Annotated in this window: 9 protein-coding genes; 3 read left to right on the forward strand and 6 right to left on the reverse strand. The window is 42.2% G+C overall.

Features of this window, described 5'->3' with window-relative positions; all coding sequences use genetic code 11:
* Positions 1-23: 23 nt before the first annotated feature.
* The 3 genes from IEV69_RS07925 to IEV69_RS07935 all read left to right on the forward strand — a co-directional run bounded on the left by IEV69_RS07925 (position 24) and on the right by IEV69_RS07935 (position 8326).
* Positions 24-713, forward strand: coding sequence for an ABC transporter ATP-binding protein (locus tag IEV69_RS07925; RefSeq protein WP_188441253.1), 690 nt, complete (start codon positions 24-26; stop codon positions 711-713).
* The gene (locus IEV69_RS07930; RefSeq protein ID WP_229741398.1) at positions 707-3259 is read left to right on the forward strand and encodes an ABC transporter permease; all 2553 of its coding nucleotides are present in this window, start codon (positions 707-709) and stop codon (positions 3257-3259) included. The genes IEV69_RS07925 and IEV69_RS07930 overlap by 7 nt, the downstream gene beginning before the upstream one ends.
* A gap of 390 nt (positions 3260-3649) precedes the next feature.
* Complete coding sequence (locus IEV69_RS07935) at positions 3650-8326, forward strand: M36 family metallopeptidase (protein ID WP_444543916.1); 4677 nt, start codon at positions 3650-3652, stop codon at positions 8324-8326.
* 123 nt (positions 8327-8449) lie between these two features.
* On the opposite strand, the gene IEV69_RS07940 is transcribed toward IEV69_RS07935, so the two are convergent.
* From IEV69_RS07940 to IEV69_RS07965, 6 genes are all read right to left on the reverse strand, one after another.
* Positions 8450-8875, reverse strand: a complete 426-nt coding sequence (locus IEV69_RS07940) for a response regulator (protein WP_188441256.1) — start codon at positions 8873-8875, stop codon at positions 8450-8452.
* Positions 8872-14115, reverse strand: a complete 5244-nt coding sequence (locus IEV69_RS07945; protein WP_188441258.1) for a PAS domain S-box protein — start codon at positions 14113-14115, stop codon at positions 8872-8874. Before IEV69_RS07945 ends, IEV69_RS07940 begins: the two co-directional genes overlap by 4 nt.
* Before the next feature lie 31 nt (positions 14116-14146).
* Entirely contained in the window at positions 14147-15166 is a 1020-nt protein-coding gene (locus IEV69_RS07950) for a PAS domain S-box protein (RefSeq protein WP_188441260.1), read from the reverse strand.
* Positions 15163-15600, reverse strand: a complete 438-nt coding sequence (locus tag IEV69_RS07955) for a response regulator (protein ID WP_188441262.1) — start codon at positions 15598-15600, stop codon at positions 15163-15165. The genes IEV69_RS07950 and IEV69_RS07955 overlap by 4 nt, the downstream gene beginning before the upstream one ends.
* Before the next feature lie 12 nt (positions 15601-15612).
* Positions 15613-16533: a sensor histidine kinase gene (locus IEV69_RS07960; RefSeq protein WP_188441264.1), complete on the reverse strand. Its 921-nt coding sequence runs from the start codon at positions 16531-16533 to the stop codon at positions 15613-15615.
* Between the two features lie 88 nt (positions 16534-16621).
* On the reverse strand, positions 16622-21736 hold the full coding sequence (locus IEV69_RS07965) for a PAS domain S-box protein (protein ID WP_188441266.1): 5115 nt from the start codon (positions 21734-21736) through the stop codon (positions 16622-16624).
* Positions 21737-21923 lie beyond the last annotated feature (187 nt).

Genomic DNA, 21923 nt, shown 5'->3' on the forward strand with positions numbered 1-21923 from the left:
AAAAATGAAGAAATCAGCAGTAAATGGCAAAGATATTAAACATTCAGCAGGTAGCGAAGTCCTTTAAGGGAGGGACCAAAAAAATAATGGTGCTCAACGATATAACATTTGAAATAGAATCGGGAGACACCTTCTCAATTGTAGGTCCTTCCGGCAGTGGAAAGACAACCCTACTGGGACTTTGTGCCGGATTAGACAGACCTGATTCCGGTACTATCATTTTGTGTGGTGAGGATATTAGCAAACTAAATGAAGATGAACGCGCCGGCTTAAGAAATCAAAAAGTGGGCTTTGTATTTCAGGACTTCCAATTACTTCCTACCTTGACTGCGCTTGAAAATGTTGCCGTACCTCTGGAACTTCAGGGAGCCAAAAATGCAAAATCAAAAGCGATGGAGTTGCTGGATAAAGTAGGGCTGGCAGACAGATATGACCACTATCCGTCACAACTTTCGGGTGGAGAACAACAACGGGTAGCTGTAGCAAGGGCTTTTTCAAACAATCCTGACATTCTTTTTGCAGATGAGCCCACCGGAAATCTCGATGTGACCACAGGAGAGAACGTCGTAGAGCTGCTTTTTAATCTCAATAAAGAGCTGGGTACCACACTGGTAATCGTAACCCACGACCTTGAGCTGGCACAAAAAACGCAAAAAATACTCAAATTGAAAGGAGGAACCATTGTTTCACAGGAAAGCGGTAAACAATGGTAAACAAGTACAAAACTTCCAAAGCCCGATTGGGATGGCTGTTTTCTATGGCCTTGCGTGACGGGAAAGCAAGCAGTAAACGCCTGTTTTTATTTATGGCTTCCATCGTTTTGGGGATTGCCGCCGTGGTTTCCATACAGTCCTTTGGTGAAAACCTGAAAGCCAATATTGCCTTGCAGTCAAAATCTTTGATGGGGGCCGACTTTAAAATTGACGCCAATCAGGAACCTAACCAAACTGTGATGGCAATAATCGACTCACTGGGTGGTGCAGATGCACGTGAAATTAATTTCGCCTCCATGGCCTCCTTCTCAAGTACGGCAACAACAAAACTGGTTCAGGTGAGGGGAATTGAAGGCAAGTTTCCGTTTTACGGCGAAATGGAAACAATACCCAAAGAGGCTGCACAAAATTACCAAATATCCAAAGGGGCCTTAGTGGACGCCACGGTCATGTTGCAACTTGGTTTGACGGTTGGTGATAGCATCAAATTGGGGGACGTAATCCTGCCCATAGCAGGGCAGCTGAAATCCATTCCGGGTAGTAATGCAGTCTTTAGTTCGGTAGCGCCCACAGTGGTCATTCCAAATGAACTGATTGAACAAACAGGGCTGATTCAAATGGGAAGCAGGGTCCGTTATGAATATTATTTTGTGGCAGATGAAAAAACCAATTTGGAACTACTGGATAAAGAACTGGGTCCAAAACTCGATATGGAAAATGCCGATTTAGATACCCATACGGCAACGAGTCAACGACTGGGAAGAAGGTTTGATAATTTTGGCAAGTTTCTGAATTTAGTAGCGTTTATAGCGTTGTTACTGGGTTGTGTGGGCATTGTAAGCGCCATACATATATACATTAAAGAAAAACTAAAATCGGTTGCCATTCTCAAATGCCTGGGTGCTACCAAAAAACAAACGTTTCTTATTTACCTAATTCAAATAGGAGTGCTCGGCTTTATTGGAGGCCTTATTGGAACCGCATTGGGGCTTCTTTTACAACAACTCTTCCCCTTGTTTTTAGGTGATTTACTTCCGGTGGATGTGCAGTTGTCCTGGTCGCCTCAGGTGATCGTTTTAGGAATACTGTTGGGGGTTTTAATGTCAATTTTGTTTGCACTTTATCCCTTGATGAACACCTTGTATGTTTCCCCCTTACAAACTCTGCGGGTACAGGAAACAGCATCAGAAAAGTCGCGCCTTGCAGGTAGTTTGGTATTATTGGCCATATTTGGCTTTATTTTTCTATTTGCATATTGGTTATTGAGAGACTTGAGCTATGCCGCTGCTTTTGTTGGGGGAATAGTGATTACATTTTCTATTCTCACTGGCTTGGCGCACTTGTTTATGAAAGCAATCAAAGCATTTTTTCCCGATCAATGGGGTTTTGTGCCCCGGCAGAGTTTATTAAATCTGTTTCGTCCTCAAAATCAAACCCTCATTTTGATTCTGGCTATTGGAGTGGGAAGTTTTTTAATCAGCACACTCTATTTTACAAAAGACCTTTTATTGGCACAGGCAGCCGTGGAGCAAAACAGTGAAAGTCCAAATATGATCTTGCTGGATGTGCAACAAGACCAGCAAAAAGAATTGGCAGCCTTGATTGCTAAAAATGAATTACCGGTGTTGGACAATATGCCCATCGTTACCATGCGTGTAGAAAGCATCGACGGCAAATCGGTAAGCGACATCAGAAAAGATACCACATCAACCATAAGAAGGTGGATATTGAATCACGAGTTCAGAACAACCTACAGAGACTCTTTAAGCATTTCTGAGAATGTAGTGGAAGGACAATGGGTTTCGGCTTATGATAACTCCGGGAGGGTTCCTGTTTCTATCAGTGAAAATTTTGCAGACGATGCCCAAGTTGCTTTGGGTGATGTGATGGTGTTTAATGTACAGGGAGTGATGCTGGAAACTGAAGTAACCAGCATTCGGGCAGTAGATTGGAGCAGGGCACAAATGAATTTTTCATTGGTGTTTCCACACGGCGTGCTTGAAAGTGCTCCACAGTTCAGGGTGATGACCACGCAGATACCAGACGAGCAGGCATCAGCTGTTTTACAACAACAACTCGTGGCTGCATTCCCCAATGTAACCATCATCGACATCCGGCAAGTGCTGCAAGTAGTGGAGGATTTACTCAATAAAATAAGTTGGTTAATCAACTTCATGGCCTTTTTTAGTATACTCACAGGCATTATAGTTTTGCTGGGGGCTGTGAGGACAACAAAGTACAGACGCATAAGAGAAAGTGTCCTGTTACGCACACTGGGTGCACGCAGTCATCAAATCATGTGGATTACTGCGCTGGAATACATTTACCTTGGGGTATTGGGCAGTCTCGCAGGCATCTTGTTATCACTGGTTGGAAGTCAATTGTTGGCCTGGTTGGTATTTGATACTACTTTTATTCCGTCCTGGGTTCCGTTTTTAGTCTTATTTCCATTTTTAGTAGTATTGGTTCTGGCAATTGGCTTAGGAAATAACATCAGTGTAATCAAAAGTCCGCCTCTGGTGGTATTGAGAAAAGAAGGAGTTTAAAGATAACTCATAATTTGAAAGAACCCCCGGCCATTAGTCGGGGTTTTTTGTTTCCTGTAGTAAATTACTTACTTCGCAAAAAAAGACTCAAATTATTAAAGAATAGCATACATTCATACACCTATGTTGACAACTTATAAAAAAAACATAAAAAAATGATTTAAATATTTTTAATTTTATAATGTTATAAAAAACAAACGAACTAATTAAATCAACCCTATTATGAAAAAAACAATTAGTATTTTCATGGCCTGTTTAGTCATGAGCTTTGTGCAGTTGAATGCACAAAAACAAAATTCTGACAAGGGACTTTCTGAAAAAGAAAAGTACCTGAAGTCACTTAATGAACAAAAGAACCAAAAGGAAGGGAACCCCTTTCAGTTGGAAACAATGATTCAGTCAAAATCATCAGACTATGTAATTACTGCAGAACATGTAAGTAGTTTAACTGGAACCAAACACGTTTATATTCGTCAAGCTATTGAGGGGATTGAAATAGCTGGTACAGAATCAAGTGTGCATGTGGATAAAAATGGTAAAACCATCCAGATTCATAATAATTTTATTGAGAATGTACAGCAAACCGTAAAAAACCGTACGGCTTCACTCTCTGCTGATCAGGCAATCAATGCTGTTGCAAGGCAGATGGGCTATAAGGTTGAAAACTTAAATCTTATTGAAAAAGAGGAGGGGGTTGGTAGAAAAGCCCTCTATAATAAAGCTGGCATTTCAAATGAAAATATCCCGGTAAAATTAATGTACTATTTCAGGGAAAACTATGGAACTTCATTAGTTTGGGAGTTATCAGTAAGTGAACTCAATACTTCTGACTGGTGGAACTTTAGGGTTGATGCCTCTACTGGACAAATAATCGACAAATACAATTTTACTCAAAATTGTAATGTGATGGGAGATCATAGCAATCACAATCATAAAGAGGATACTGAAGTGATGGAAGTGAGTTTAAGACCTGCTGAATATCCCCTGAATGTCAATACAACCTCTACTGCTATGATGTCAGGGACTTACAATGTTTATCCTATGCCGATGGAATCACCCTATGATGGAGCTCGGCAAGTGGTAGTGAATCCTGAAAACATAACAGCCTCTCCATTTGGGTGGCTCGATACCGACGGCGTTGCAGGACCAGAATTTACAATCACCAGAGGAAACAATGTGTATGCTTATGAAGACAGGGACGGTGACAATGTTCCGGGCTTTTCTCCCGATGGAGGGGCTTCATTGGATTTTGATTTTCCGCTTGATTTAAATGATAACCCCGTAAATAGTGAATCGGCTATCATTTCAAATCTTTTTTACTGGAACAATATCGTTCATGATGTAATGTATTTTTACGGTTTTGATGAAGCCAGCGGAAATTTTCAGGAAAATAACTATGGAAACGGAGGCGTTGGAAGTGATTCTGTAAATGCTGAAGCACAAAACGCAGGGAACTGCAATGCTAACTTCGCAACACCGGCTGATGGTTCAAACCCAAGAATGCAAATGTTTTTGTGTAACAACACAATACCTTCTAGGGATAGTGACCTTGACAATCTGGTAATAGTTCATGAATATGCACACGGAATAACGAATCGTTTGACAGGAGGAGCAGCCAATGTTGGGTGTCTTGCAAATGACGAACAAATGGGTGAAGGCTGGAGTGATTTTTACGGGTATATGTTGACAATGAAAGCAGGAGAAACCGGAACTGATTCCAGACCTGTAGGAAATTATCTGTTTGGACAACCTGAAGATGGTCCGGGAATCAGACCCTTTCCGTACAATACAGATATGGCAGTAAACCCCCAAACTTATGATGATATTAAAACGGCTATTATCCCTCATGGGGTAGGATCAGTTTGGGCAACTATGTTATTTGAAATGACCTGGGGACTCATAGATATTTACGGTTTTGATCCTGATTTTTACAACGGTACCGGAGGAAACAACATCGCTATACAACTCGTTACCGAAGCCTTGAAATTACAACCCTGTAGCCCGGGGTTTGTTGATGGACGTGATGCCATCCTGGCAGCTGATCAGTTACTTTATGGAGGTGCCAACGAATGTGTTATTTGGAGTGCTTTCGCCAAAAGAGGCTTAGGTTTTAGTGCTGATCAGGGGGTGTCTACTAGCAGATCAGACGGTACAGAGGCTTTTGATTTACCTCCTACTTTAGTAGACAACGAAGCTCCTGTAATTACCTGTATTACCAATCAAACAGAGGATACCGATCTGGGTGTTTGCACCTATACCCACAGCGGCACTGCCTGGGATGCCACTGCGACAGATAACTGTTTCGTATCCGGCATCGCTTATGAACTCACAGGAGCAACCACCGGAACAGGAACTACTCTGGACGGCGTGGTCTTCAACCAGGGCGAAACCACTGTAACCTGGACAGCAACAGACAGCAGCGGCAATACCGATGTCTGTTCGTATACGGTGACGGTAGAAGACAATGAAGATCCCGTCATCACCTGTATCGGCAACGAAACAGTGGATACGGATGCAGGCGTTTGTTCCTATACCCACAACGGTACCTCCTGGGATGCCACGGCCACCGATAACTGTTCGGCAACAGTAGCGTATGAGTTAACAGGAGCAACCACTGGAACAGGAACAAGTCTTGACGGTGTGGTCCTCAACTTTGGAACCACCACCGTGACCTGGACCGCCACAGATGTGGGCGGCAATACCGATGTTTGTTCGTATACGGTGAATGTAGAAGACAATGAAGCACCGGTGATCAGTTGCACGACCAATAAGACCGCAGATACCAATGCCGGGGTATGTACCTACACCCACCTGGGCAACTTCTGGGACGCATCTTATGACGACAACTGTACAGCAACCCTCAGCTATGAGCTCACCGGCGCCACCACGGGCACGGGCAGCACCTTAAATGGGGTGACCTTCAACTTAGGCGTAACCACCGTCACCTGGACCGTGACCGATGTGGGCGGCAATACCGATGTGTGTTCGTATACAGTCACTGTAGAAGACAACGAAGCGCCTGAGGTGAGCTGTGTTGCAGATGCCACGGTAGCAACCGATGCAGACGTATGTAACTATACCCACAGCGGAACAAGCTGGGATGCTACGGCCACTGACAACTGTAGCCTGAACACCTTGACCTATAGCCTTAGTGGGGCCACCACCGGCACGGGAACCAGCCTTGACGGTGTGACCTTTAACTTAGGTGCCACCACGGTGACCTGGACGGCTACGGATGCGATAGGCAACAGCGAAAGCTGTACCACGACCATCACGGTAGAAGACACCGAAGCCCCTGTAATCATCTGTATCAGCAGCAAACTCAGGGATACCGATCCGGGCGAATGTACCTATACCCATAGCGGTACCTTGTGGGATTCCCTGGCATCAGACAACTGCAATGTTTTCTCGTTGACCTATGAACTCTCAGGAGCAACCACAGGCACGGGCAACAGCCTTGACGGGGTGACCTTTAACCTGGGCATCACCACGGTAGTCTGGACGGCCACCGACGATGCCGGCAATACCGATGTGTGTACCTATACCGTAACCATCGAAGACAATGAAGCACCGCTTATTAGCTGTACAAGCAACCAAAGTGTAGATACCGATGCAGATGTATGTACCTACACCCATAGCGGTACGGCCTGGGATGCCACGGCCACTGATAATTGTGGAGTCGCAGCGGTCGAATACACCCTTTCAGGCGCGACCACAGGCAGTGGTATGACCCTGGACGGCGTAGTCTTTAACTTAGGCACTACCACGGTGACCTGGACCGCGACCGATACCAATGGCAATACAGCGCTATGCAGCTATGAAATCACGGTAGAAGACAACCAGTCACCTGAGATCAGTTGTGGTGGTAACCAGACAGTGGACGCCGATGCAGGCAGCTGTAGCTATACCCACAGCGGCACCGGCTGGAATGCCACCGCGACCGATAACTGTAGCGTGTCAACCATCACTTACAGCCTGTCAGGCGCGACGAGCGGTACGGGAAGTTCGCTCAGCGGGGTGACCTTTAACTTAGGCACCACCACAGTGACCTGGACAGTGACCGATGACAGTGGCAATACCGATGTGTGTTCGTTTACCGTGACCGTAGAAGACAATGAGTCTCCACAAGCAGTCTGTCAGGACCTGACCATCCAGTTGGATGCCAATGGAATGGCGAGTATCCTTGTGGAAGACCTCAATGGCGGCAGTAGCGACAACTGTGGTAACAGTGCTCTCACTTACACGGCCAGCAAGACGGAATTTGACTGTGGTGATGTAGGAGTCAACACGGTCATCCTCACAGTAACCGATGCAGCGGGCAACAGCTCCAGCTGTACAGCGATCGTGACCGTGGAAGACCTGATTGCACCCGAAGCCTTGTGTGTAACAGACTTTACCCTGGAGCTTGATGAAAACGGAGAAGCCACCCTCNCTATCAGCCAGACGGAGTTTGACTGTTCACATATAGGCGAGAACACGGTAACCGTTACGGTAACTGACAGCGAAGGCAACAGCACGAGCTGTACTTCAATGGTAACCGTGGCCGACACCTTGCCACCGGTGATTAGCTGTCCGGGCGATGTAACCGTCGATCCAAATGGAAACGGAACCTATGTGGTGGAAGACTTTACCGGCGGGGTAACCGCGACGGATAACTGTACAGACCCTGTGGTGTTGATCACCCAGGAACCGGCACCTAACACAATGTTGTCAGCAGGTACAACCTATACCGTTACCTTTACGGCAGAAGATGAGGCCGGCAATACCTCAAGCTGTAGCTTTGAGTTGGAGGTCACCCCATTCCTGGGCACAGACAACTTCAACCTAAGCAGTTTGACGATGTATCCGAACCCTGCTGCCACAGCGGTGAACATAGGCAACCCCGGCATGATAGCCGTAGATCAAATCAGCATCTACGACATCAGAGGGCGAATGGTGGTACAACAACAGTACAGTACACCACAAAATACCTATACATTGGATGTAAGCGAACTCTCATCAGCGGTGTATATGGTGATGATACAAGGTGACGGAGCACAAACGGCTAAACGATTAATTAAAAAATAGTTAGGCGTTTAAGCACTCTAAAATAAAAAACCGGGGCATCGCCTCGGTTTTTTTATTTTTTAAACTCTTTGGTTGAGTGGTTACAAATTGATGGGATTTGTGAGCAATAACTCTTTACAATGTTTATTTAGCTAATTTTGACAGTTGAAGCCAAAATTCTTCAATTTTCAATATGGCTTTTAAAAAATCATCCATATCAATGGGTTTTGTTACAAAACTATTGGCGTGGTTTTCATACGCAGCATGAATGTCTTTTTGAGCTGAAGAAGTGGTCAGCATAATAACAGGTATTTTTTTTAAGGAAGGATCCTTTTTGATACTTTTTAAAACGTCATGTCCGTCAAAAACAGGAATATTGATGTCCAGCAATATTAAATCTGGACGTTGATGATTTGAAAAATCACCGCGTTTATATAGAAAATCCAACGCGTCGTTTCCGTTCTTTACAACACTGATATTAGTTTTAATCTTGCTTTCTTCAAAAGCATCAAGGGTAAGAAGTATATCTCCCTCATTGTCTTCAACTAATAAAATGTGAACTGGTTTCATATATTTGGTTTTTTGATTGTAAAATAAAATGCACTCCCTATACCGGGTTCAGACTTTACCCAAATTTTCCCACCCCACGATTCCACTTGTTTTTTGGAAACAGCAAGGCCAATACCGGTGCCTTCATATTCGTCCTTGTTATGAAGACGTTGAAAGATAACAAAAATTTTATCATAAAAACGTTTATCAATCCCAATTCCGTTGTCTTCAACTTTTAGTTGCCAATGGGTTTTCTTGTCTGAAAGCGAAATGCTAACCTTTGGAGGAATTCCTTCTTTTGAATATTTAATGGCATTGTCAAGTAAGCTATGAAGGGTTTGTGTTACCGGAGCTTTGAACCCTGCAATTTTTGGAAAACCTTTGGTGTGTATAGAGACCTCTTTTTCAGAAATTATTTTCCCTCTCAGAACTTTATAGTCATCTATCAACTGATTCAAATCTATTTCTTCCAACGACTGTTGATCTCTTCCGGCCCTTGAATAGTCAAGTAAGTCGAGAATAATTTGTTTCATTCTCTTGGCACCATCGGTGGCATAATGAATGTATTGATGGGCTTTTTCATCCAGCTGATTGCTGTATTTTCGTTCTAACTGATTCAGAAAGCTGGAAATCATCCGCAATGGTTCCTGCAGGTCATGAGAAGCAATAAAGGCAAATTGTTCCAACTGCTCGTTGGTAACCTCCAGTTCATAGATGTTTTGTTTGAGGAGTTCATTCAATTTCTGAAGTTCTTTTTCATACTTAATGTGATCGGTAATATCGGTAATGGCCCCCACCATTCTCACGGCCTTTCCTTTATTGTTTCTGATGATCACACCTTTGTCAATCACTGTTTTTAATTCACCTTCCTGATGAAGTAAACGGTATTCCTGCCTCCAAAACCCCTTTTTAGGATCCTTGATGGTTTCTTTTAAACTTGTTTTTATTTTAGTTAAATCATCAGGATGAAAGCGGTCATGCCAGAAGTCTTGTTTTTTGAATTTTTTATTTACGTCATAACCAAAAAGTTTTTCAAAACCATTGCCACGATAAAAGACATCGTTTTCGATGTCCCAATCCCAAATGGCATCAGTAGTGGCTTGGGTTACTTTTTCAAAACGCTCATTGGCCTGCTGAATTTGTATGTGAGTTTCTTTTCTAAGGGTGACATCTTTAAAATAAACCGAAAGCCCTTCCTCACTAGGGTAGGCTGATACTTCAAACCATTTGTTTAAAGCGGGATAGAATTCTTCAAAAGAAACTGTGGTCCCTGAAGCCATAGCATCGTGGTAGTATTTGTAAAAGTCGAGCGCAACGGCATCAGGATACACTTCCCAAAGATTCTTTCCTAAAACCTCCTCCCGTTTGCGACCTAATAGTTGCTCGGCCTCTTTGTTCCAGTAAGTTACTGTCCAGTCTTTGTCTACGGCAAAAAAGGCATCACCAATACTCTCCAGGATGTTGTTCTTTTCCTCAAATGCTTTTTGCAATTCCTGGGCAATTTTCTTTCGTTCATCTATGTTTTTAAAATAGGAGGATATTCCACCGCTTGAAGGATATACATTGAGTTCATACCAGCTTCCATCTCCCGGATACAAATATTCTAAACTCATTGGTTTTCCTGTTTTTGCAACCTTTCGATACACCCGTTCCAACTCAGTGCCTTTTGCAGGTGCAAATTCTTTCCAGATACTTTTACCCAATACCTCACTGCTTTTTCGGTTCAATAAGTTTTCAGCTTCTTTATTAAAGTAGGTGAAGTTCCAGCGATGGTCAACAGCATAAAAAGCATCCGAAATACTACCCAGGATTTCCTTGAGCTTTAGTTCAGCAGTTTTCATGGAGTTGATATCTTGAAAACTACCAAAAACTTTAGTGGTTATTCCCTGAACTTGTTGACGTTTGCCAATGCATCGAATCCACTTTTCTTTACCTTTTTGGGTGACAATAAGCAATTCTTCATCAAATTCAGTCCCTTCCTCGATGAGTCTCTGCAGGGCCTTTTCAATGCGGTCTCTACTTTCGTCTTTATAAAACTCAAAGCCACCTGTCAATGACGGATTGTAGTTCTCATCCACCTCCAGTATTTTTTTGACCATGGGCGACCAAAATAGTACATCGGGACCCTCTTGGGAGCCCAAATCGAGTTCCCAACTACCAATTTTAGCCAGCTCAGAGGCTTCTTCATACAGTTGGGTAGTGTTGACCATGTCAGTGATATCAAAGATCATGGAATTAAACAGTACCGTTCCATCGGGTAGGCGGTAGGGGGTACCCACTCCTTCATGCCAGCGCACATCTCCATTGGGCAGCACATTTTTCCACTTACTGTTCCATTGGGTTAGGGTAGCGGCAGCGTGTTGAATATCCTTTAAAACCTGCTCAATGTTTCCTCCTTTTTTAAGTTGATTCCAAACCAGGGAATTTTTCTTCTCACAGGCCTCCGGTGATAAACCCCATATTTTATGAGAGGCTTCACTCACTGATACCAGTGCATCAGTCTTGTCAGGATAGATATAGTATTGAAACGTAACTCCGGGTAAGTCATTTGTGATGGCCTGCAACCTGTGCTCGGTCTCTTTGATCGAGGTGATGTCCTGAAAACTTCCATACAACCGTATACAGTTGCCGTTAACGATTTCCGGTTTACCAATGGCGCGCACCCATTTTTCATTGCCTTTGGCACTGATGAGGGCGGCTTCAAAGTCAAAAGAATCACCCGATTCAATGGCTTCTTGAATGATATTGGTTACCTGTTCTTTATAATCTTCTCTATAGAAATCTATGGAAGAAGCTAACTCAGGAATAAAAGTAGTTGGGTCAGTTTCATAAATGTGATACACAACATCAGACCAGGTAAACTGATTGTTGATAAGATCAATCTCCCAACCCCCAATGGTTGCAAGCTCAGAGGCATTGGAAACAACTTCACGAAGTTTTTTCTCATCGGTAATTTCTTTGGCAGTAGCATAAATCACCCCTTCTTCTTCAATCGTATTGCAATTCCAGCTCAACCAGATGGTCTTACCGCTTTGGGTAATATAACGGTTTTCAAACTTAAAATTGGTTGCTCCTGCCTGGAGGCTTTGCATCGCTTTGGCGGAAATATCCACATCTGCAGGGTGAATAAAATCATGGATGTGTGCACCAATAATTTCTTTTTCTTCATAGCCCAATAGAGCACATCCGGCCTTGTTGATTTTTAAAAATTCGCCTTTAAAATCAGCCAGACAAATTAAATCTGGCAAAGCTTCAAATAAATGGTGCAGGTCACTTTCCAGGCGTTTTCTTTTGATCTCGGTCCCAATTAACGTTCCAAGTTGTGTTAAAACAGGCTTGTGTGATGTTACAAAATTTTCAGAGAGTGTTGAACCCACCAAAAGAACTCCCACCAATTCACCTTGATGCTCCAGTGGTATGCCCATCGCAGATTTGATGCTTGCTTTTTTTGCAGCATCACACCTGATAAAATTCTTTTTGATCGCATCGGTTCCCCATAAAAGGGGTTTGTTTTTACTCCAGGTCAACCCTTGAAGTCCTTCCCCAATCTCAGTTTCAGTAGCTTTTTTTGAAAATTTATAAAAGCTTTTACCTTCAGTGGTTGACGCAAAGGAAGCAAAAAGGCGTAATTTATTTTTGTGATTGCTGGGGAGCCAGATCTCGCTGAAAGAAAAATCACCCACAGAGACAATGATTTGACTGAGTTCCTGGAGTGACTGGTATAAATCGGTCGTGAGATTGAACACCGCACTTATTTGACTAAAAAGGGCTTTCTGTAATGCTTCGTTTTTTGCTGCGGTAACATCCCGTTCAATGGCAATCCAATGGGTGTACCAGCCTTTTTCATCGGCCACAGGTGATACTGTAAAGTTAATCCAAAACTCCTCGCCGTTTTTCTTATAGTTTAGTGTGGTTATTTCACAAGGCTCCCAGTTTCTAAGTGCTTTGCCCAATCGTGCCAATTCGGCACGGTCAGATTTTGGGCCTTGCAAAATGCGGGGCGATTGGCCAATGACTTCTGCTGCTGTATAACCGGTCATACGTGTAAACGCATCATTTACATAAACAATTCTGGGTCCTGGTGCATCCTGGGGCTCAGCTTCAGTAATTAACACGGCATCATTGGTGTGAGTAATCACACTTTGCAAAAGCTTTGAGTGCTGCTCTTCATTTCTTTTTTCTGTAACATCTCTGGAATTGGCAACAAAACCCTGTATGGAAGGGTGGTCCAGCATGTTGGTCAACACAGTTTCAATCCAGCGCCATTCGCCCTCCGAATTTTTAAAACGAAAAGGCTCTACGGTAACCCGTTTAGAGGTTGCTGCTTTTTCCAGGCTATGCTGAACTTTATCAGCATCTTTAGGATGAATAAACTCAAAGGGACTTTTGCCAATAAAGGCTTCAGGTGCAAAACCTAAAATAGCAACGGATGTGGGGCTCACATAAGTATAAATCCCCTCCTCATCCAGGATGGCAATCAAATCAGAACCTTCCTGCACAAGCACTTTAAAGCGTTGCTCACGTTCGGCAAGCACTTCATCGGCCTTTCTTTTTTCACTGCCATCCCGGGCAATGGCATACATCGTTTGGGTGCTCTCATCCCAACGGGCTGACCAGATATTATAGGCAATCTCCCCGTTTTTTTTGAGATAACGGTTTTGAAAAGTAGTGACTGATTTGCCTGAAATAATATCTTGAGCAGTTTGCCGGGTGAGCTCTAAATCTTCTTCATAAACCAGCTCCAGATAGGCCTTGCCTTCCAATTCTTCAGGTTGATAGCCCCAAACATCTATTGCAGCTTGACTCACACTAATAAACTTCCCCTGTGCGTCTATGGAACAGATGACGTCCAGTGAAGCATTCATAATATGGACTGCCTGCTGACTTTGCCTAAATTGCTTTTCTTTAACAGTCACATCCTGGCAAACCACCGTGATGCATTTTCTTCCTTGAAAATCAACTTTATGACCGTTGATCTCCATACGAATAAGTGCGCCATTCTTTTTTTGATGGGTGAAAACTCCAAAATTGATATTGCCCTCAGTAATATCTATTTTTTCATGGGCTGCCAGGACCTTCGGTATGTATTCTTTGGGTCTTAAATCTTTAATAGTAAGTGCTAAAAATTCATCCTTACTATATCCATATAGATCTATAGCGGCCTGATTGACATCCAAAATTTGGTAGGTTTTGACATCATACACCCATTTTGGCAGTGGGCTGTAATAAAATAAGGTACTATAATCGTGTGTGGTAGACATTCTTTATTATACTTGCTTCTTCATTTCTTAATCACTCCGTTGTATGAGTATCTACATCTTCAGATTTTTCTACAATTTCATTGATGATGGTATCCATTTCTTTGGCTGAACTTTCAATATGCTCCAGCATTTCATCTTTTTCAGTGGGCGATAGCTCAGTATTTTTTATCATATCTACCAGAGCCAAAAGTCTTGCTACCGGAGCGCGAACAACATGTGATTGAATCCAGACAATTTCCTTGAGCTTTTTGTTTTGTATTTCTATGGCTTGTATCTGTTCTAATTTCTCTGTAATATCTGAAGCAAGAACGACTTCAGCTGTTTTGTTGTTAATTTCTATTTTGTTGCTGAATATTTCAACATAAATAATGGTACCGTCTTTCTTTTTATGACGAAAGGTGTTCCTGTAAAAATCAATGACATTATTCTTTACGGCACTGACAGCTTCCTCAAGCAAATGGATGTCTTCTTTCGGCCGGATATCTTTGAGGGTCATGGATAAAAACTCCTCCTTGCTAAAACCATAGTGTGCAATCGCCGCCTGATTGACATCCAGAAAATGCAAGGTTTCAAGATCATACACCCAAAGTGGGGAAGGACTGAGTTGAAACAAATCCATATAGCGTTTTTCAGATTGTTTCAAGCTCTGTATAAATCGATGCCGCTCCATCGCATACAAGATACTTTTATAAAGTACCAGTGGAGAAATCAAATCCTTTATCATATAATCGGAAACTCCCTGAGCCAAAAACCTAGTGGCAATATCCAAATCAGCATAGCCGGTCAATATGATGACAGGTGTGGTGAGGACTACCCGGGTCATTTCGTTCATTAAATCTTCCTTACTGATATCGGGTAATGACAGGTCCAGTAAAATAAGGTCAAATACCTCACTTTGATCGTTCAATCTGTCTTTTGCCTCCTGATAGGTCAAACAATGTGTGAGGTTGGGTTTTTGTATGTGTTCGCTCAGATAGTCTTCTACTAAAAAATAATCGCCGGGATTATCCTCTACAATCAACAAGCGGTATTTGTTTTTGTCTATCTTCATTGGGGAGTATCTGAGGGGAGTCTGACCAATTGAATCCAAAAATCTTCAATGTTAAAGATGGCCTTCATAAAGTCATCGATATCTACAGGTTTGGTGATAAAGCAATTGGCGTGGTTTTTATAGGCTAAATGAATGTCTCTTTCTGCCGATGAAGTGGTGAGGATGATTACCGGAATTTCTTTGGTGCGTTCGTCTGTTTTAATTCTTTGAAGGACCTCATGACCGCTTAACAATGGAATGTTTATATCCAGCAGGATTAAATCAGGAGGGGTCTCGCCTTTGTATTGATGCTCCTGAAATAAAAAATCAAGCGCTTCTTTTCCGTTTCTGACAACGCTGATTTTATTCACCAGTTTGCGCTCCTCCAGGGCTTCGGTGGTCAATAAGATATCCCCGGGGTTGTCTTCAACCAATAGTATGTGTACACTTTTCATGGGTGTTTCGTTTTATTTTTTGATGGTGAAATAAAAGGTGGAGCCCTTGTCAGGTTTTGATTTTAACCAAATTTTTCCATTCAATGCAGCCACATTTTTTTTAACGATGGCAAGCCCCAAACCGGAACCTCCATAAATTTCTTTATTGTGAAGCCGTTGAAAAATTACAAAAATTTTCTCAAAATAATCACTTTTAATTCCAATACCATTGTCTTGTATGGCAAACTCCCAATGGGTATCTTTTTCTGTTACCAAAATTTCAATACGGGGAGGGACATGCTCTTTACTGTATTTCAACGCATTGTCCAGTAAGTTGTGAATGATTTGCTTCAACGGCGATTTAAAAGTTTGGATGACGGGCAAATGGTCATAAACAAACTTGGCATTCACAGCATCCAGCTGTTCTTTTCTCAACTCATAAAACTCATCAATCAGCGTGTTCAAATCAACCTCTTCTTTGAATTCTTCCTTTAAACCGGAGCGTGATAATTGCAGTAAATCTGAAATCATCTGCTGCATGCGCTTCGAGCCATCCACCGCATAATAAATATATTGATGAGCTTTTTCATCCAACTGTTCCCGATACTTGCGTTCCAGTTGCGTTAAAAAACTGCTCACCATGCGCAGGGGTTCTTGTAAATCATGAGAGGCCACATAGGCAAATTGCTCCAGCTCTTTGTTGGATTCCTGTAGTTTTTTATTGACTTCCTCCAACTCTTCCACCTTTTTGCGAATGGTTCGGTAATACCCACGTATGAGTGTAAACAGCAGGAGAGCAGTAAGCCCCACATAGAGCAGGCCTTTAAATGTTTGAAACTGAATGAGCTTGACCTGATCATCACTAAAAATTAAGAGCGCAGCACGGTCACTTACAAATATCCATGCAATACCTACTGCCAAATAGATAAGGGTTATTTTTAAACTACTGTTCATGCGGTTTTTTCGGTTGGTTTGCTGTTTTAAAATTACTTCATAAATTTGAGATCGTCATCACATTAATTTTATTTTTAAAAAGCCACCCTTATTTGGGAATGGTAAATATAAATTTAGAACCTTTTCCGGGGGCGGATTCAACCACTATCGTGCCCCCAAGGTTGTCAATTACTTTCTTTACGATGGCGAGCCCCATTCCGGTGCCTCCATAGGCTTCCTTGTTGTGCAGTCGTTGGAAAATAATAAAAATTTTATCAAAATATTCGGGTTCAATCCCAATGCCGTTGTCTTTTATACTAAATTTCCAGTGGTCTTTGTTATTTTTTGCTGCCACAGTAATTTTTGGAGTACTATCGGTGCGGTGGTACTTTAATGCATTATCCAGTAAATTATTGAAAACCTGAACAATGGGTGCCTTGTAAGCCGTGATTTCAGGCATATTTTTATAAGTGATTTCAGCTTGAAGTTCATCAATTAACTTGTACCTCAGTGCACAAAAGTCTTCGATCACTTCCGCTACAGGAAAGGTTTCTTTTTCCTCATTAAAATGGGTTACCCTTGAAAACTCCAGTAAATCCAGTATGATGTGGCGCATTCTTTGAGCCCCGTCAACAGCAAAATGAATGTATTGTCGTGCTTTTTCATCCAGATGACTTCCATATTTTTTCTCCAGCTGACTCAAAAAGCTGCTCACCATTCGCAAGGGTTCCTGTAAGTCGTGGGAAGCTACATAAGCAAACTGTTCCAGCTCTGCATTGGAGGTCTCTAACTGGTGTGTGTATTTTTTTAGTTTTGAATTCAGTCGCTTGAGCGATTCTTCATATTCTTTGCGGTAACTGATGTCAGTCATGGCACCTACCACGCGCTCAACGTTCCCTTCGCTGTTTCTGATAAATTTAGCCCGGTCAATCACAAAGGCATAGTTGCCATCTGCTTTTTGAAAACGGTATTCCTCAAACCAGTTTGAAGAAGTGCCATCGGTCATAAATTTACCAATTTTTTGAAGTACACGCTCGCGATCCTCAGGGTGAATCAACGAGTTTAAATAGTCAAATGTGGGCGGCTTTACTTCAGGGTCATATCCAAAAAGCGTTTTAAAACCTTTTCCCCAGAATAATTTATTGTTAATCAAATCATAATCCCAGATGGCATCATTGGTGGCTTCGGTGATTTTCTCAAAGCGTTCACTGGATTGCCGGACCTGTTCTTCAGCAATTTTTCTGATGCTCACATCTTTAAAATAAACCGAAAGACCGGCTTTGGAAGGGTAAGCACTTATTTCAAACCATTTATTGGTGTCAGGATAGTAGTCCTCAAAATGCACCGTAGTTTGATTTTGCATGGCTTTGTTGTAGGCCTGATAGGAAGTAAGCCCCACTTGATCTGCAAAAACATTCCAAAGATTTTTACCCAAAATATGCGCTTTCTTAGTAGATAACAAGTTCTCAGCTTCTCTGTTCCAGTAAGTAACATACCAGTCGGGATCTACTGCAAAAAAGGCATCTCCAATGCTTTCCAAAATCGTGTCGCGTTCTGTCAGTGCTTCCTTTACTTTGATTTCGGCCGATTTACGTTGGTGAATGTCCTGGTAACTTCCATAGAGTTTGGTGCATTCATCCTCTGTAAATTCACATTGACCAATGCAACGCACCCAGCGCAGGTTGCCTTCCCCGGTGAGAATTTGCAACTCCAGGTCAAACGATCCCCCATTTTTGATGAGCTCCTGTACAGCACCGGATAAATGGTGCTTACTTTCTCCTGTATAAAATTCCATACCGCCACTAAGGGAAGGATTGTAGTCGTCTGCCACTTCAAACAGTTCGCGGGTCATCGGTGACCAGTACATGGTGTTGTCATCTTCAGCTGTCAGATTGAGCTCCCAGCTGCCAATGCGTGCCATTTTGGCTGCATTTTCAAACAACTGTTGCAATTCTTTCATTTCAGTGATGTCACGCCCATACGCATAAAAAAGATTGTCTTCTCCAAAAACCGTTGAGGAACTCCAGGAAATCCAGCGGTAGGTTCCGGCTTTCGTGCGATAGCGGTTTTCAAAACTATTAGAAAGCCGGTTTCCGCTAGAAGTTTCACGGTATTCTTTCAGTGTACCGGCTTTATCATCAGGGTGTAAAAAGAGTTCAAATGGCTGAGATGTTAATTCTTCTTTAGAATAGCCCATAATAGCACAAAATGCAGGATTTACTTTTATAAAATACCCCTCAGAATCTGCAATTGCCAATATATCGGGGGCGTTGTCAAAAAACAATTGAATTTCTTCTTCCTGCTGCTTCCGTCGTATTTCTGCTCCCAGAAAATAGGGTAAGGATTTGAAAGAGGAAACAAACTCATCTCTGGCATCAAGTGTTCTGTCACTGCCAAAAACAAGCACTCCAATGGTTTGATTATTGTGAACCAAAGGAAGCCCCACAGCTGATTTGAGACCGGCTTTTTTAGCTTCTTTATATCTGATAAATCCCTTTTTTTTATCAATGTCATTCCATACCTCCAGTTTGTTTTGTGACCAGATGGTTCCCGGCAGCCCTTCCTCTTTTTTCAACTGATTGATTGGTTTGGCCAATTGATAAAAAGTTTCACCGTGGAGGTCTGAAGCATAGGTGCAAACTAGATTGAGCTGTTTGTGTTTGGTCCCGGTAAGCCAAACCTCGGCAGTTTTAAATTCTGAAAAATAGGTCAGGTATTCTAAAACTTCTGTTAGTGAAGTATGTAAAGACTTGGTTCCGTCTTTGAAATACTGTGAAACATTCAACTCCAATTGAATTTGAATTTCCCGAATGCGATGTTCGGTCATGTCCCTCAAAGCACCAATCATTCTTAAAGGGGCTCCGTGTTCATCACGCAGTAAATACCCCACTTCTTTTACATACGCATAACTGCCGTCTTGGCGTTTTAAACGAAAGGAATTGGTCCATTGGTGCTGGTTTGTATCATTCATAAAACGCTCCCAGTTCTCCTTGTGTTGAGCCGCGTCATTGGGATGGGTCAAGTCAATCCAGTCTTGCAACTGAAAGGTTTTGTTATTTAAAGTATGACCAAAGAGTCTTTGAAAACCTTCACCCCAAAAAAATGCATCCTGCACCACATCCCAGTCATAAATCGCCTCGTTGGTAGCTTTATTGATTAATTTAAAACGCTCATTGCTTTTGATTAATTCACGTTCAAACTTTATACGTTCAGTGATGTCAATTCCAATACATTGTATTTCCGAAGGTTCGCCACGTTCATTTCCAATACAGACAAAATCCCATAAAGTAGTAACAATTCCTCCGGTCTTTGTGGGCTTGTCTATTTCAACTTTAAATACTTTTCCAATGGAACTTACACATTTTTCAACAACCTGCATTACTTTTTGATGGTCATAATCAATAATGGATGATAAACAGTTTTTGCCATAAATTTTACCGTCCGGATAGAGCCACCCAAAATCTTCAAGAAATTTTTTATTTACATAGGTATATTTCCCTTCCATATCTGTGCGCAATACAAAGTTGGTTTGGGATTCATAAAAGCCCTTATAACGATCTTCGCTGGCTTTTAAAGCCTGAAAGGTTTTCTCTTTTTCTGTAATGTCTCTTGAATTGGTGACGATCCCTTCTATAGCAGGGTCTTTGAGCAGGTTTGTTGCAATGGTCTCAAGCCATACCCATTCACCTTTGTTATTTTTATATCGATAGGGTTTAAAATGAACCTGATTTTGGGTCCTTAATAATTGAAATTCCTCTACAACCGCATCATGGTCTTCGGGGTGTATAAAGTCATTGGGGTTTTTACCAATGAGTTCCCGTGGATTATATCCCATAACTTTTTCAGAGGTAGGGCTTACATAAAGATATTCCCCTGAAGTGTTGATAATGGTTGTCATATCAGAGCCTTCTTGTACAAGGGCTTTAAAGCGCCTTTCACTGTATTTTATTTTTCGTTCTGCTTCTTTTCTTTCAGTAATATCAAGAATGATACAATCCCAGGCAGTGCTGCCATCATTTTGTAACACCGGGTTTCCGGAACCCTTATGCCATCTGATACCTCCGTCCGGATGCTTGTAACGCCATTCGTGTGTCCAGTGGGAAAGAGTTTCTGCTGAGCTTTTAATCGTGTCTAATAAACCATCCAAATCTTCCTCAACAATAAGATTCCACACTAAGAGGTTGTTTTCCATGACCTCTTGTGAAGTGAACCCCCATAATTCGCCGGCACCTTTACTTACTAGCTTTAACTGGTCTTGGGTGTCGGGGTTGCGAATGTACCTGAACACCACTCCGGGGATGTTGTTGGCAATCGCTAAAAGCTGGGTTTCAGAAGTTTTGCGTTGGGTGATATCAGTATGTGTGCCGGTCATCAAAAGTGGTTCGCCCTCAGGGGTCCACTCGACCACTTTACCACGGTCATGAACCCATACTAAATGACCCTCTTTATGATACATCCGACATTCGTGGTCATAAAACTCAACCTTTCCTTCAAAGCATTTCTTTATAATTTGATCAGAATTTTTGGCATCCTCTGGATGGGTGAGTGTATACCAGGTTTCCAGATTGATAGGCTCCAACTCTTTAAGTGTATAGCCTAACATTTCAGCCCAGCGTTCATTGATTTTCATTTTCCCGGTTTGTACATTCCATTCCCAGGTGCCCACCTGGCTGGCTTTTAAAATATTATCCAGCCGTTGTCGTTGTGCTTCGATCTGCTCTTTTTGGGTTTTTGCTTCTTGTTGCTGTTTTCGAAGGGTCAATAAATGCATCACCTGTTGGGCAAGTGATTTGAGCGCGAGGCGCTGATCTTCATTGAGTTGCCTGGGTTGCCGGTCAATCACACATAAAGAACCCAGCGCAACACCATCGTTGGTGACCAAGGGCATTCCGGCATAAAAACCAATATGGGGCTCACCGGTTACTAAAGAATTGTCTTTAAAACGCGGGTCTTTATGAGCGTCTTCCACAACCAAGAGTTCCTCGGGGTTTAATATTGCGTGTGCACAAAACGCCTGTTCTATAGGGGTTTCAGACACCGAAAGGCCATGATGTGATTTAAAGAATTGACGTTCCTCATCCAGTAAACTGATGAGGCTGATGGGAGTCCCACAAATATAAGAAGCCAATTGGGTGATGTTGTCGTAGGCTTCCTCAGGCAAGGTGTCCAAAATCCGGAAGGAGCGAAGCGTCTCAACACGTTTAACTTCTTTGTTAGATTTCATATTTAATAGGTGGGTTTACTAGGGATTTATCAAATACTTTAAAGCACTTCTAAAGGTTTATTTTTGTTAAAAAATCTTAAATATAAATAACTTTTTTCAATAGTTCTATAAGCAACCTGATAAAAAAACAGACTTTTCAGCTTGTTGGTTCTTATAAAAAGTAGTACGAATGATGACAAGAATGTAG

The organism is Planktosalinus lacus (assembly GCF_014640155.1).
In the GTDB taxonomy this organism is placed as follows: Bacteria; Bacteroidota; Bacteroidia; order Flavobacteriales; family Flavobacteriaceae; genus Planktosalinus; species Planktosalinus lacus.